This is a genomic window from Rhodococcus shunpengi, assembly GCF_048381395.1.
Classification (GTDB): Bacteria; Actinomycetota; Actinomycetes; order Mycobacteriales; family Mycobacteriaceae; genus Rhodococcus.
The window spans coordinates 321503-334754 of sequence record NZ_JBLWIU010000036.1 but is presented as its reverse complement, the minus strand read 5'-3'; the positions used below and the strand labels follow the sequence as shown (position 1 = coordinate 334754).

Here is a 13252-nt window from a genome sequence, read left to right as displayed (position 1 = left end):
TTCACCGCGTCAACCTGTGGGGGTCAGACGCCCTCGGGCGCGAGCACGATGTCGAACCGGGCCTTCGCCCAGGATCGGTCCCCCAGATCGCGTCCGTCCGGCGTCGGCGTGCCCGGCGCCTGCTGCGCGAACTCCTTGACGAGCGAGTCCTTCACGCCGAAAACGCTGTCGCCGAAGAATCCATCCCTGACGGGCGTCGTTCAGAGTCCCTTCAGGAAACTGAAGAAGCCCGGCGTGTGCACCTCACGCAGGCGGGTGAGTTTGCGGTAGGAGATCAGCCAGACACCGTCGACCCTGCGGTATTCCTCGTGGTAGTGACCCCACCCGTGCAGCGACTCCTCGACGCCGTCGTTGTCCCACCACAACTGGTCCTCCATCGCCCAGATGCCGCGGGCCGTGGTGGCGGATTCGAGGACGATCTCCGGGCAGTGACCGTGGTGCGCCGAGGTGATCGACACGGACCCGTCGAGGAAGTTGCTGATGGCGCGGGTGAGTGCCTCGCGCCCCACCACACGACCGGCTTCTTCACCGGTGCGGGGCTGCTTGTCGCTGGGGAGTCCACCCCACGTCTCGCTCACCACGTCCTCGGTGTGCAGGGTCGGATACAGCTCCCACTGCTTGGTGTCCATCACCCGCAGCCGAGCTGCGAAGACCTGCTGGATCTCGTGGATGGCGAGAAGCTGTTCGGCCGCAGACAGATCACTGATCGGGCGGGCCGTGGTCTCGGTCATGGCGATCCTTCCGGAGCAGGCGGTCACCGGCTTGTCTACCGATCCTCGGACGCAATCTCCTGCAACGTCCCGCTGATCGGAACAACAGTCGGTCCGTCGAAGGACGCGGATCCCATCCGAGTTGCCCGGATGTCCCGTTCAACGGAAACATCGGTGCGCGATCACATCACGGGCTGGGACTGTTCGATACGCCACACCTGCACAGCGCAGGTCGCTCCGTTACGCGGAGCACCCCCTCCCACACAGTCCCGGCTCACAGCAGCCGATCCCAGGAAGAGTCACCGTCATGGGTCAGGTATTGGACAGGATCATGCAGCACGCGGACGAGATCCGCGCCGAGGGTGTCGAGGGCGACAAGCTCATGCGCCTCACCGACACCACCGCGAAGCGCCTGCGTGACTCCGGCATCATCCGCACCTTCCAGCCGAAAGAGTACGGCGGTTTCGAAGGCCACCCGCGTGAGGCGGCCGAGACCATCATGGCGCTCGGTGCACTCGACGGCGCTACGGGCTGGGTCGCCGGCATCGTCGGCGTTCATCCGTGGGAGCTCGCCTTCTTCGACCCCAAGGCCCAGGAGGAGATCTGGGGCGAGGACAACGACATGTGGATGGCCTCGCCGTACGCACCGATGGGTGTCGCGGTGCCCGTCGACGGCGGATACATCCTCAACGGCCGTTGGTCGTTCTCGTCCGGCACCGACCACTGCGGCTGGATCATGATCGGTGCCGCCGTCGGCGACAAGGACGGCAACCGGACCGGCAAGGTGCTGCACGTCGTGCTCCCCCGCTCCGATTACGAGATCGACCAGGACAGCTGGAACGTCATCGGCCTGCGCGGCACGGGTTCGAAGGACCTGATCATCAAGGACGCCTTCATCCCCGAGCACCGCACGATCGACGCCGACATCGTGCTCAGCGGCAACGGCTGGCGCCACGCGGGTCGTGACGAGACGCTGTACAAGTTCCCGTTCTCGTACATCTTCCCGCTGGGCATCACCTCGTCGCTGATCGGCATGACCGAGGGCGCACTGGCCTGCTACATCGCAGCGCAGAAGGAGCGCGTCCAGGTCACCGGTGTCCCCATCAAGGAGGACCCGTACGTCCTGTACGCCATCAGCGAGGCCGCTTCCGAGATCTCCGCGTCGCGACTCGCGCTGCTCGAGACCGTCGACCGCTTCTGGGACAAGACGGACCGCGGTGAGGAGATCAGCTTCGAGGAGCGCGCCATCGGACGTCGCACCCAGATCTCGGCCGCGTGGCGCGCCGTGCGGGCGATGGACGAGATCTTCGCGCGTGCCGGCGGTGCCGCGGTGCACCTGAAGACTCCGATGCAGCGTTTCTGGCGCGACGCACACGTCGGCCTGACGCACGCCATCCACGTGCCCGGCATGATCTACCACTCCGCAGCCCTGACGCAGCTCGGTGGCGACCCGCAGGGTCCCTACCGCGCGATGATCTGATTCCCCCTTCACTTTCGAGGACGATGACATGACTGAACTGAGAGGTCTCGGCTACCTCCGCATCCAGACGCAGGACGTGCCGCGTTGGCGCGCCCTGCTCCTCGACGGGCTCGGCATGGCCGAGGGAACCGGCCCCGAGGCCGACGGCTTCTACGCCCGCATCGACGAGCGCCGCTCCCGCATCCAGGTGCTGCCCGGCGATTCCGACAAGGCCCTGGCCGTGGGCTGGGAGGTGCGTGACGAGTTCGCGCTCCAGCGAGTGCGCGAGGCCGTCGAGAAGTCGGGGCGCACCGTCGAGGTGCTCTCGCACAAGGAAGCGACCTACATCGACGCCGAGGGCGCCATCGCGTTCGAGGATCCGGCCGGAACCCGCCTCGAGGTGTTCTTCGGGCCGGTTCTCGACCACAGCCCGGTCGTGACGCGGTTCGGCGGACGCTGGGTAACCGGCGGCCTCGGCCTGGGTCACGTCGTGCTGCCGACGGCGAACTTCGCCGAGACGTACGAGTTCTACACCCAGGTTCTCGGTTTCCTGCCGCGCGGCTCGATCCGCCTCGACGAGGACGGCCTCGTGCGGGTCCGCTTCCTCGGTATCAACGAACGCCACCACAGCCTCGCGCTGTGCCCGGCTCCGCCGAACGAGGAGCCCGGCCTGGTGCACCTGATGACCGAGGTCGACACCCTCGACGCGGTCGGCCAGGCCCTCGATCGGGTGAACAAGCTCGACTTCTCGATCTCGTCGACGCTCGGCCGGCACACCAACGACAAGATGATCTCGTTCTACGTCCGCGCACCCGGCGGCTGGGATCTCGAGTTCGGTACCGAAGGCATGCTCGTCGACGAGCGTCACTACACGTCCGAGGAGATCACGGCGGATGCGTACTGGGGCCACGACCAGTCGGGATCCGAGCCGCTGAAGGCGTTCCTGCCTCCCACTGCCTGACATCCCACGGGCCTGTCCGACGAATGCACCGCGACTTCCGGTCGCGGTGCATTTTTCGTTGGTCTTGAAATTCGTTCTTCCGCAGAGCTCCGAGTGGCGCTACAGTCGTAGATACTCATTGATCGGTCGATCAATCAACGACACGCCACGGAGAAGACCATGTCCGAAGTCCTCCCCACCCCCTCGTCCGTCATGGACCGCGTCGGCCTTCTGCTCGAACCGTTCCGCGACACGGACGGACTGACCCTCACCGAACTGTGCCGACGAACGGGCTTCCCCCGCTCGTCGGCCCATCGCATGCTTCTCCAGCTCGTGCGGGTCGGATGGATGCGTCGCAGCGGCACCACCTATCACCTCGGCCCGAAGATCGTCGAGCTCGGCGCCCTCGCGCAGGCACACGACCGGATCCACAGCGCCGCCCTCCGCTCGATGTACGACCTGCACCGAGAGACCGGTCTCGCCGTCCACCTGACCGTTCTCGACGACGACCAGGTCGTCTACCTGGAGAAGGTGAGCGGCGCGCAGTTCACCGACACCACATGGGCGGGCCAGCGGCGCCGCGCCGAGGACACCGTCGCCGGCCTGGCGTTACTCGCCCGACGCGACGGGCACCATCCTGCCCTGAGCGGCCCCGACGGATACACGCTCGCCGGTGGTGTCGTGTACGGCGGTGAATGCTTCCGGCACGCCGTCGCCGCTTTCGCCGCAGGGGACGGGGAGATCGCCGCACTCTCACTTGCCGGCCCCGTCGAGGCGCTCGGCGAAGACGCGACCCGGCGGCTGCGTCGGGCAGCCGACCACCTGGAAGCGACCCTGACCGCGTGACACCACGCCCTGTCCACAGCCCCGTTGATCAATCGATCAACGGACGGTTCCGGCACATCGTGAGGATGCCATGACACACACCGACGACTTCTCCAATGCCTTCATCGCCCGCGTGGCCGGGCTCCTGGACGAGTTCCACACCGGCGATCGCCTCACCCTCTCCGAACTGTCGACGCGCACGGGCCTGCCCCGCTCGTCCACCCACCGGCTGCTCACCCAGCTCGCCGAGCACGGCTGGGTGAGCAAGCGCGGCAAGACCTACGCGCTCGGACGCACACCGCTCGAGTGGGGCGCGCTGGCGAGGAACCACGACCGCCTGCACCGAGCGGCCCACCCCGTCCTGCACGACCTGCACTCGGCGACAGGTCTCGTCGTACACCTGGCGGTGCTCGAAGGTGGCGATGTGCGCTACGTCGACAAGGTCGGCCGCGGACCGGTCGCACTCCCCTCGCGCATCGGCGGACGGCAGCCGGCGCATCGCACCGCACTCGGAAAGGCCCTTCTGGCCCACACCCGGATGCACGCCGCCTATCCTGCGACCGGATGCACGTACGCCACTGCTCCGAGGGCTGAGAATTTGCTCTCCCGCAACGAGATCGCACGTATCCGCGAACGCCACGTCGCGCACGAGTGCGGGGAATCGTTGCCGGGTATCGCATGCGTGGCGGCGCCGATCGGAAACGGGCAGATGTGCGTCGGAGCGCTGTCCGTGACCGGACCCGTCGACATCGTCGACACCGTCAGCCTGGCCACCCCGGTCCGGCTCGCGGCGCGGGCCGTCTGGCGTTCCCTGTCCCCGGCCGATTCTCAGCCACACCTCGGCCGGCCGATGGCTCAGCGCACCAGCGCCTGACCTCCGTCCACCGGAAGCGAATGGCCCGTGATGTAGCGGGCCGCCTCGCTGCACAGGAAGACGACCGCGGGCCCGATATCGGTCTCGGGATCACCGAGTCGACCGAGCGGGATCGAACTCGCGTATGCGGCAGCTTCGTCCGGCTCGCGTTCCGCCCACTCCTGCATGGCCACCGAATCGGCGAGCGGAAGAATCGAATTGACGCGGATCCCGTCCGCCGCCCACTCACAGGCGGCGGTGCGGGTGAGAACCCGGATCGCTTCCTTCGCGGCGGCGTATCCACCCGTGCCCGAGGGGTTCCACCGGATACCGGCCGCCGATCCGAGATTGACGATCGAACCACCGCCGCGCAGGTGCGGGTGGCACGCCCGCATCATCCGCCAGGTGGCGGTCGGGCCGGACTCCATCCCGTCGCGGTACACGGCCTCGTCGAGTTCGAGCAACGTTCCCGGAGCGGGTGATTGCGCGTTGTTCACCAGGATGTTCAGACCACCGAACTCCCTCACCACGTCCGCGACGGTCGCCTCCACGGCCGCCGCGTCGGTCACGTCGCACACGTACGGCACCGCACGGCCGCCCCGAGCTTCGATCTCGACCGCGGTGGCACCGATCGTCTCCGCGGTGCGCCCCACGACGGCCACCGAGGCGCCGGCTGCGGCGAGCGCAAGTGCGATCCCTCGCCCGATGCCCTGGCCGGCGCCGGTCACGAGGGCGGTGCCACCCGCGAGGGGGGTGGTGGGAACGATCGGGTCCATGCGGGTCACGGCCATGCATACTCCTGAAGACGTCGGGACGGGACTCCATTGATCGGTTGATCAATGAATGTGGCAGAATACGGTCGGGAACAGGCCTCACCCAGGCCTTACGAGAGGACGACGGTGGACCCGCAGGAGCGTAAGAGACAGATACTCGACAGGTCGGCGGAGATCTTCGCCCGCAAGGGTGTCACCGCCACCACCATCCGCGAGATCGCCGATGCGGTCGGTGTCTACTCCGGAGCGCTCTACCACTACTTCCCGTCCAAGGAAGCGATCGTCACCGAGCTCATCCGCGAGTACATCACCGACCTCAACGAACGGTGCCGCGAGGTGCTCGCCCGGTCGCTACCGCCGGTCGAGCGACTCGAGGCCTTCACACAGATCGCGCTGGAGACCTCCGAGGACTATCACGGCGCGACCTCCATCTGGCGACGCGAAGGCGAGTACATGCGCGAGCGCGTCGTCGAGGCCGACATGGTCTCCTCTGCCGACGCCATGGAAGTCGCATGGCGCGAGGCCATCCGGGACGGCATCGCGGAAGGGGTCTTCCGCACCGACATCGATCCCGAAGCGTTCCGGGAACTGATCTACGACGCGGTCTGGCATGCCTCCCGCTGGTACCGGCCCGGACCGAACCGCACCCTCGCCGATCTCTCGCGCACCATCGTGTCGTTGTTCGTCGACGGCTTCCGCCGACGCGACACATGATCCGCCCCGCCGCGTACGGCGGGACGGATCATCGGATCACTCCGCCGAACCGCTGAGGTTCTCCTCGACCTCCTTGTGCCACGACTCGAGCGCACGGGAGGTGTCCACCTCGAACTCGAAACGCTGCGTCATATCCGGCGTGACGTCCTCGAGGTCGACGTAGAACTGGTTGTACCAGCGACGCAGCTGGTAGACCGGGCCGTCCTCCTCCGTGAGGAGCGGATTCTCGATGCGGGACTTGTGCTTCCAGATCTCGATGTCCTGGGCGAACTGCTCCTCGAGACCGTCGGTGAACATCTTCGCCATCTCGGCGGCCTGCTCCTCGGACATGCCCTCGATCTTCTTGACGATCGTGCCGAACTGCAGCACGAACGAGTTGTTCGTGACCGGGTAGTGGCAGTTGATCAGCTTCGACTCGATGGTCGTGCCCTCGGAGACCGTGTAGATCGTATCGAGCATGAAGGACGGACCGTAGTAGAAGGCGTCCGAGATCGTCTGCGCCTCCGGCAGATCCATCTGCACACCGGTCTTGATGTCGTCGCGCCCGTAGGAGCGCATGTGCTGGCCGGCGATGTGTCCGTCGAAGACGTTCTTGAAGTACTCGGGCATCTGGAAGTGCACGTAGAAGAAGTGCGCCATATCGACGACGTTGTCGACGATCTCACGGCAGTGCGATCCCTCGACGTGGATGGTCGTCCACGTCCAGTCGCTCCACTGCCCGTCCTCGTAGCCCTCGATCTCGGGGATCGCGAGCTCGGGAGTGGGCTCACTACCCTGCGGGCAGTGCCAGACGAACAGAACGCCGTTGCGCTCCATCGTCGTCCACGCCTTGGTACGGCCGAGCTTCGGCGTGCGGCGCGCGTACGGCACCGCTTCGCAACGGCCCTGGCCGTTCCAGCGCCAGTCGTGGAACGGGCACGCGATGGTGTCGCCCTTGATCTCGCCGCGCGCGAGGTTGCCGCCCATGTGCCGGCAGAAGGCGTCGAGCACGTGCAGCTTTCCTGCCGTGTCGGCGAAGACCACCAGGTCGGTGCCGAACACCTTGACCTGATGCGGCTTTCCGTCACGGAAGTTCTTGGCGAGGCCGATGCAGTGCCATCCGCGCGCGAAGCGGGTGGGGTTGGTACCGGGATCGATGTTGCGGATCTCGATCCGCTCCTGGGGGACGGTCATGGTTTCTCCTGGGCTGGCAAGGGGTGAAGGCGAACGGCGGTCACCGGGCTGAGGTGACTGCCTCCGTGGAAGCGAGAGGAGCGATGGCGGGGTCGACTCGGTGGCCGGTCCGGATCACCCCGTCGGACACCGCCTCGTCCACCGTGCGGTCGAGTGCCTCACAGCGCATCACGTAGGCACCGGGACCGCACGCGGCGGCGGCCGCGATCTCGCGGCATGCCTGCCTGGCCTCGTCGGACCACTGGATACTGGTATGAGCGGGGCTGTACTTCGCGACGAGCACGCGAGCGTCACAGGTGTGACAGGCGAGCGACTGCATTGTTTCCGGTTCCCTTCCTCGGATGAGTCGAGAGTAGGAACCGCGATGTGGGCGGCGACACAGCTTTTCAGCCCAGCGGGACAATCGCTCTTCCACCGATCTCCCGGCGACTGCGTCAGCGTGGGAGTAGGCGGGGGATGCGGACGCGGAACGTCGAGCCGAGGCCCTTCTCCGATTCCACTTCCACCTTCCCGCCGTGCGCTGCGACCAGCGCGGCGACGATCGACAGGCCCAGCCCGCTCCCCCCTGATGCGCGGGTGCGGGAGGCGTCGGCGCGGTAGAAGCGTTCGAAGACGCGCTCCCGGTCGTCGGGGTCGAGGCCCGGGCCGGTGTCGGCGACTTCCAAGACAGCATCGGTGTCCGCGGTGCCCACGCGCACCGTGACGTCGGCGTCGGGTGGGGTGTGGGTCAACGCGTTGGTGACGAGATTGCTCAGCACCTGACGCAGACGGGCGTCGTCGCCGAGAACCTCAGGAGTTCCCGGGCCGTCGATGATGTCGAGGGTGATGGTTCGTTCGGGCGCGACGGCACGCGCGTTGTGCACTGCGTCGGCGGCGACCGCGAGCAGGTCCACCGGGGAACGGTCGAGCGGGCGCTGTTCGTCGAGTCGCGCGAGCATCAGCAGGTCCTCGACGAGCAGGCCCATACGGCGGGCTTCGCGTTCGATGCGTTCCATGAGCATGCCCGTGTCGGTGCTCGCGCCCTGCCGGTACAGCTCGGCGAAACCGCGGATGGTGGTGAGCGGGGTGCGGAGTTCGTGACCGGCGTCGGCGACGAAGCGACGCATCTTCTCCTCCGAGAGTCTCGCCGACTCCTCGGATGCCGCGGTCGCTGCGAATGCCGATTCGATCCTGCCCAGCATCGCGTTGAAGGTCACCGACAACCGGCCGATCTCGGTACGGGGATCGCCCTCGGGTACCCGCTCGCTGAGGTCGCCTTCGGCGATCGCGGCAGCGGTGCGCTCGACCTCGTCCAACGGACGCAGACTCATACGCACAACGACGCCCCCGGCCACCGCCAGCGCGACCAGCACGACAGCACCGATCACCGTCTGCAGCACGACGAGCCTGTCCACCGTTTCCTCGGTCTCGGCGAGGCTCATGCCGACCGTCGTCACGACACCCGACGCATTCTCGGTGCTCATCACCCGCCAGTGCGGACCGTCGTCGCCCGCGGATCCGACGGTGACCGGCTTGCCCGTCGGGTCGTTCGCCACGTCGGGGGCGGTCGACTCGTCGTTGACGACGAACAGCACCCGGCCGTCGGCGTCGACGGCCTGCACATAGAAGGGACTCGGTGGTCGCCGGGAGTTGGGGGCGTCCAGCGGGGGTGTCGGTGGTGGCCGGTCGGGTCGCGCCCAGGTTCGTGCGGCCTCCTCGAGGTCCCGGTCGACACGCGAGAGCAGGGAGTTCTGCAGAGCCGACGTAACCGCGACACCCGACGCGAGCAGACCGATGCCCGCCAGGAGCACCAGGGCGGCCACCAGCGTCCAACGGAGTGGCAGCGCCCGTAGGCGGTTCATGTGCGGGGTTCCCGCATCACATAGCCGACGCCGCGCACCGTGTGGATGAGGGGAACATCGCCGGTGTCGACCTTGCGTCGCAGATACGACACGTACGACTCGACCACCCCGACCTCACCGCCGAAGTCGTAGTTCCACACGTGTTCGAGGATGCGGGGCTTGCTCAGCACCGTCCCGGCGTTGAGCATCAAGTACCACAGCAGCGTGAACTCGGTGGGCGACAGCGACACGGGTTTGCCGGCCTTGAAGACCTCGTGGGTGTCCTCGTCGAGTTCGAGGTCGGCGAAGGTGATACGCGAGCTGCGTTCGGCCTCGGACACCTTGCCGGCGCGACGCAGGATCGTGCGCAGCCGGGCGATGACCTCTTCGAGGCTGAACGGCTTGGTGACGTAATCGTCGGCGCCGAGTGTCAGCCCCGCGACCTTGTCCTCCACCGCGTCCTTCGCGGTCAGGAACAGCACGGGCGCATCGATGCCGTCGGCGCGTAGGCGACGCAGCATGCCCATGCCGTCCATGCCGGGCATCATCACGTCGAGGATCACCGCGTCGGGCCGGAAGCGACGCGCCTTGTCGAGTCCTTCGGCGCCGTTGCTCGCGGTCTCCACCTCGAAGCCCTGGAACTTCAGGCTCACGGACAGCAGTTCGACGATGCTGGGCTCGTCGTCGACGACGAGCACGCGCGCTTCGGGAATCCGGTCGGTCACGCATCGATTGTCGCGGGTGAGGCTGACGCCCCGCTCGAGGAAGCCTGGCAGTTTCATGTGAGTCTCCCGATTGCCAGCGAACTGCCAGGAAACCTCCAAGGCTCCTCGAGGTGACGGGTGTGTGGTGTCGGGGTGAACAACGGCTTCCAGCAGACCGCGAGCAAACTGCACGCGTTCAACCGGTACGAGATCAAGTACTTCGTCGACGAGATGAAGGTGCCCGAGCTGCGGCGCGAGCTCGCCGCCCGGATGGACACCGATCCGCACTCCCCGCACGGGGGGTATCCGGTGACGTCGCTCTACTACGACACCCCGGATCTGCGGTTCTACTGGGAGAAGATCGAGGGCCTGAAGTTCCGCCGCAAGGTGCGCATGCGGCTGTACGGAGATCCGGCCGCGTGTACCGACGACACTCCCGTGCAGGTCGAGATCAAGCAGCGCGTCAACCGGGTGACCCAGAAGCGTCGCACCGCCCTCCCCTACGGCGTCGCCCTGCGATGGCTGAACGGACGTGAGGACATCGAGTGCGACGACTCGCAGCGGCCGTTCGTCAACGAGGTCTCCGGCCTCGTGGGGAATCTGGACCTGCGACCGATCGTGACCACCGGCTATCTGCGCGAGGCGTTCGTCGGACGCGACGCCGACCTCGGCCTGCGCGTGACGATCGACCACAAGGTGCACGGCCGCGACCGCGACTTCCACTTCGCGTCCGGCGCCGAGAACCGCTTCATCATCCCGCCGAAGCTGGCCATCGTGGAACTCAAGGCCAACGAGCGGGTGCCCTACTGGGCGACGGATCTGACGGCGCGGCTGGACATGTCGGTGATCCGGGTGTCGAAGTACTGCCAGTCGGTCGAGGCGTTCGGACTCGCACCCCGGTCCCGTTTCGGCGCACCGGAATTGGTGCTGCCGGACGGCTTCGATGCGCGGGTACCGGCAGATCTTCTTTCCACCGAGCCGATTCCGGTTCGCTGACTTTCCCTTTCAGAAACAAGGACGGATATGAATTTCGATTTCCAGGATCTCAGTGGCACGTTCACGACCTTCGACATCGTGGTGTCGCTGGCGTTGTCGTTCGTGCTGTCGAGTGTGATCGCGTGGGTCTACCGCTACACGCACAAGAACGTCTCCTACAGCCAGTCCTACGTGCAGACGCTGGTGCTGGTCGGCATGGTCATCGCACTCATCATGCTGGTGGTCGGATCGAACATCGCCCGGGCGTTCGCTCTCGTCGGCGCGTTGTCGGTGGTGCGATTCCGCAACGCCATCAAGGAAACCCGTGATGTCGGGTTCATCTTCCTGGTGATGGCCATCGGCATGACCACCGGTACCCGCTTCTACGTGCTCGCCACCGCGGCGACCGTCGCGATCTGCCTCGTACTGCTGATCATGAACAAGTTCAACTGGTTCAAGCTCGACGTGCAGCGTCAGGTGGTCAAGGTGCAGGTGCCGCCGGAGCCCGCCTACACCAGCACCGTCGAGGACGTTCTCATCAAGCACTGCAGTGAATACGAGCTGGTGTCCACCGAATCCGTCCGCGCGGGCGCCCTGGTGGAGCTGTACTACACGGCGCAGCTGAAGAAGGGCACGAGCTCGAACGATCTGATCGCCGCTCTGAGTGCCGTCAATGCCGGCCAGCGGGTGAGCGTCCTGACCGGATACGACCAGACCGACCTGTGATGACGGCACCGACACCGCGGCGCCGGCTGCGACACCGGATACCGACCTCGCTGCGTCGGCACTGGAAACTGCCGGTGGCGTTCATCGCCTTCGTCGCGATCGTGGCCACGGCCTTCGGGGCGACACGCGTGCGACCCTACATCACCGGGGACCCGACGATCATCTCCTCGGCGATCACCGAGAACGTCGCCGGCACAGTCGATTTGTTCGATATCTCCGTCACACACGAGTTGTCGATCGAGATCGGCGACGCCGAGTACGACGACATGATCTCCGCATACGAGAAGGACGGCGACAAGGAGTGGGTGGTCGCCGATGTGATCATCGACGGCACCCGCATCGACGACATCGGTGTGCGACTGAAGGGCAACTCGACGCTGCGCGGCCTGCAGGGCGAGAACGGTGAAGGCCCGGGCGGCTTCGGACCCCCGGAAGGATTCGAACTGCCCGAAGGCTTCGAGTTGCCCGAAGGCTTCGATCCGGCGCAAGGCCCACCCGATATGGAGGGCATGACTCAGGTGGACCCGGAGGATCCGACCTCGCTGCCCTTGCTGATCCGTTTCGACAAGTACGTCGACGGTCGCGCCTATCAGGGCATGACCGAGCTGTCGGTGCGGCCCGGCTCACCGGTGCTCAACGAGGCGATGGCGTTGTCGCTCACCGCCGAGACCGATCAGCCCACCCAGCGGTACGCGTACACGGTGTACTCGGTCAACGACAGCGCCACCGCGACGCGACTGGTGCTCGAGCATCCCGACGAGCAGTACGCCAACTCGCTGTTCGACTCCCCCGGCTATCTCTACAAGGCCGATGCGTCGTCGCGGTTCGAGTACGTCGGCGACGACCAGTCGGACTACGCCGACCAGTTCGAGGAGATCAATGCCGCCGCTTCCGGGACGCTGCAACCGATCATCAGCTTCCTGAAGTGGATGGACTCTGCCGACGACGCCGAGTTCGACGCGCACCTCGCCGACTGGGTCGACGTCGAGTCCTTCGCCCGGTACGTCGCCACCCAGAACCTGCTCGTCAACTTCGACGACATGGCCGGACCCGGTCAGAACTACTACCTCTGGTACGACCTCGACACGAAGAAACTGTCGGTGGTCTCGTGGGATCTGAACATGGCCATGCAGGGCGACACGACCGCCGGCCCCGACGACACCATCTCCATGATGGGCGGCACAGGGCCGGGTGGTCCCCCACAGGGCATGCCGGGCGGCGCGCCACCCGAGGGGATGCCTCAGGGCATGCCACCCGGAATGCCGGGAGGCGACGGTGAAGGTCGCGGCCCAGGCGGCGGCAATACCTTGAAGACCCGTTTCCTCGACTCCGACGCCTTCACGGAGATCTACCGCCAGGCGTATCAGGAGCTGTCCGAGCAGATCTACGGCAACGGTCTGGCGCTCGAGGTCCTCGACGAGGTGGCGGCGTCGGTGCCGACCTCCGACGGACTCACCGCCGCGGCGCTGCAGGAGAGCGTCGACTCGATGCGCTCGTGGATCGAGGAACGCGCCCAGGCACAGCTCCAGTGGATCCAGCCCCGCTGAGCGGGGTCGGATCCACCGAAGTTACGGATACTG

Annotated in this window: 14 protein-coding genes and 1 pseudogene; 8 read left to right on the top strand and 7 right to left on the bottom strand. The window is 66.5% G+C overall.

The features are described from left to right. Positions 1 to 23: 23 nt before the first annotated feature. Positions 24 to 173 (bottom strand): annotated as a pseudogene (locus ACNJ7K_RS25795) (hydroxyquinol 1,2-dioxygenase); the annotation flags it as partial. Between the two features lie 27 nt (positions 174 to 200). Further along, the gene (locus ACNJ7K_RS25790; protein ID WP_159417558.1) at positions 201 to 731 is read right to left on the bottom strand and encodes a nuclear transport factor 2 family protein; all 531 of its coding nucleotides are present in this window, start codon (positions 729 to 731) and stop codon (positions 201 to 203) included. A gap of 286 nt (positions 732 to 1017) precedes the next feature. Between ACNJ7K_RS25790 and ACNJ7K_RS25785 the strand changes: the two genes are divergently transcribed. The 4 genes from ACNJ7K_RS25785 to ACNJ7K_RS25770 all read left to right on the top strand — a co-directional run bounded on the left by ACNJ7K_RS25785 (position 1018) and on the right by ACNJ7K_RS25770 (position 4808). After that, on the top strand, positions 1018 to 2190 hold the full coding sequence (locus ACNJ7K_RS25785) for an acyl-CoA dehydrogenase family protein (RefSeq protein ID WP_159417557.1): 1173 nt from the start codon (positions 1018 to 1020) through the stop codon (positions 2188 to 2190). Positions 2191 to 2218: 28 nt separating this feature from the next. Next, a complete protein-coding gene (gene bphC, locus ACNJ7K_RS25780; protein ID WP_016694848.1) occupies positions 2219 to 3130 on the top strand; it encodes a biphenyl-2,3-diol 1,2-dioxygenase in 912 nt (303 codons plus the stop codon). Positions 3131 to 3289: 159 nt separating this feature from the next. After that, positions 3290 to 3955, top strand: coding sequence for an IclR family transcriptional regulator (locus tag ACNJ7K_RS25775; protein WP_487042453.1), 666 nt, complete (start codon positions 3290 to 3292; stop codon positions 3953 to 3955). A 70-nt stretch (positions 3956 to 4025) separates the two neighbouring features. Further along, entirely contained in the window at positions 4026 to 4808 is a 783-nt protein-coding gene (locus ACNJ7K_RS25770) for an IclR family transcriptional regulator (protein WP_088897946.1), read from the top strand. Here the strand turns inward: ACNJ7K_RS25770 and ACNJ7K_RS25765 are convergent. Continuing rightward, positions 4790 to 5578, bottom strand: a complete 789-nt coding sequence (locus tag ACNJ7K_RS25765; protein WP_160874014.1) for an SDR family oxidoreductase — start codon at positions 5576 to 5578, stop codon at positions 4790 to 4792. The genes ACNJ7K_RS25770 and ACNJ7K_RS25765 overlap by 19 nt on opposite strands. A 108-nt stretch (positions 5579 to 5686) precedes the next feature. Between ACNJ7K_RS25765 and ACNJ7K_RS25760 the strand changes: the two genes are divergently transcribed. Continuing rightward, entirely contained in the window at positions 5687 to 6274 is a 588-nt protein-coding gene (locus tag ACNJ7K_RS25760; protein WP_088897944.1) for a TetR/AcrR family transcriptional regulator, read from the top strand. A 36-nt stretch (positions 6275 to 6310) separates the two neighbouring features. Here the strand turns inward: ACNJ7K_RS25760 and ACNJ7K_RS25755 are convergent, their stop codons facing one another. From ACNJ7K_RS25755 to ACNJ7K_RS25740, 4 genes are all read right to left on the bottom strand, one after another. Further along, complete coding sequence (locus ACNJ7K_RS25755; protein WP_088897943.1) at positions 6311 to 7447, bottom strand: 3-ketosteroid-9-alpha-monooxygenase, oxygenase component; 1137 nt, start codon at positions 7445 to 7447, stop codon at positions 6311 to 6313. Positions 7448 to 7487: 40 nt separating this feature from the next. Beyond that, positions 7488 to 7766: a hypothetical protein gene (locus ACNJ7K_RS25750; protein WP_088897942.1), complete on the bottom strand. Its 279-nt coding sequence runs from the start codon at positions 7764 to 7766 to the stop codon at positions 7488 to 7490. A gap of 115 nt (positions 7767 to 7881) precedes the next feature. Then, complete coding sequence (locus ACNJ7K_RS25745; RefSeq protein WP_487042452.1) at positions 7882 to 9288, bottom strand: sensor histidine kinase; 1407 nt, start codon at positions 9286 to 9288, stop codon at positions 7882 to 7884. After that, positions 9285 to 9992 (bottom strand): response regulator transcription factor, encoded by a 708-nt coding sequence (locus ACNJ7K_RS25740; protein WP_487042577.1) that lies wholly within the window; start codon positions 9990 to 9992, stop codon positions 9285 to 9287. Before ACNJ7K_RS25740 ends, ACNJ7K_RS25745 begins: the two co-directional genes overlap by 4 nt. Positions 9993 to 10124: 132 nt before the next feature. Between ACNJ7K_RS25740 and ACNJ7K_RS25735 the strand changes: the two genes are divergently transcribed. The 3 genes from ACNJ7K_RS25735 to ACNJ7K_RS25725 are packed head-to-tail and all read left to right on the top strand — an operon-like array spanning position 10125 to position 13219. Further along, on the top strand, positions 10125 to 10967 hold the full coding sequence (locus tag ACNJ7K_RS25735; protein ID WP_159417555.1) for a polyphosphate polymerase domain-containing protein: 843 nt from the start codon (positions 10125 to 10127) through the stop codon (positions 10965 to 10967). A 27-nt stretch (positions 10968 to 10994) separates the two neighbouring features. Further along, positions 10995 to 11672, top strand: coding sequence for a DUF4956 domain-containing protein (locus ACNJ7K_RS25730; RefSeq protein WP_230792773.1), 678 nt, complete (start codon positions 10995 to 10997; stop codon positions 11670 to 11672). Beyond that, on the top strand, positions 11672 to 13219 hold the full coding sequence (locus ACNJ7K_RS25725; protein ID WP_487042451.1) for a CotH kinase family protein: 1548 nt from the start codon (positions 11672 to 11674) through the stop codon (positions 13217 to 13219). The genes ACNJ7K_RS25730 and ACNJ7K_RS25725 overlap by 1 nt, the downstream gene beginning before the upstream one ends. The last annotated feature ends 33 nt before the right edge of the window (positions 13220 to 13252 follow it).

Excerpts from the sequence above, each read along its gene's own strand:
- ACNJ7K_RS25790 (WP_159417558.1), bottom strand. The coding sequence starts at position 731 with ATGACCGAGACCACGGCCCGCCCGATCAGTGATCTGTCTGCGGCCGAA.
- ACNJ7K_RS25785 (WP_159417557.1), top strand. The coding sequence starts at position 1,018 with ATGGGTCAGGTATTGGACAGGATCATGCAGCACGCGGACGAGATCCGC.
- bphC (WP_016694848.1), top strand. The coding sequence starts at position 2,219 with ATGACTGAACTGAGAGGTCTCGGCTACCTCCGCATCCAGACGCAGGAC.
- ACNJ7K_RS25775 (WP_487042453.1), top strand. The coding sequence starts at position 3,290 with ATGTCCGAAGTCCTCCCCACCCCCTCGTCCGTCATGGACCGCGTCGGC.
- ACNJ7K_RS25770 (WP_088897946.1), top strand. The coding sequence starts at position 4,026 with ATGACACACACCGACGACTTCTCCAATGCCTTCATCGCCCGCGTGGCC.
- ACNJ7K_RS25765 (WP_160874014.1), bottom strand. The coding sequence starts at position 5,578 with ATGGCCGTGACCCGCATGGACCCGATCGTTCCCACCACCCCCCTCGCG.
- ACNJ7K_RS25755 (WP_088897943.1), bottom strand. The coding sequence starts at position 7,447 with ATGACCGTCCCCCAGGAGCGGATCGAGATCCGCAACATCGATCCCGGT.
- ACNJ7K_RS25750 (WP_088897942.1), bottom strand. The coding sequence starts at position 7,766 with ATGCAGTCGCTCGCCTGTCACACCTGTGACGCTCGCGTGCTCGTCGCG.
- ACNJ7K_RS25745 (WP_487042452.1), bottom strand. The coding sequence starts at position 9,288 with ATGAACCGCCTACGGGCGCTGCCACTCCGTTGGACGCTGGTGGCCGCC.
- ACNJ7K_RS25730 (WP_230792773.1), top strand. The coding sequence starts at position 10,995 with ATGAATTTCGATTTCCAGGATCTCAGTGGCACGTTCACGACCTTCGAC.
- ACNJ7K_RS25725 (WP_487042451.1), top strand. The coding sequence starts at position 11,672 with ATGACGGCACCGACACCGCGGCGCCGGCTGCGACACCGGATACCGACC.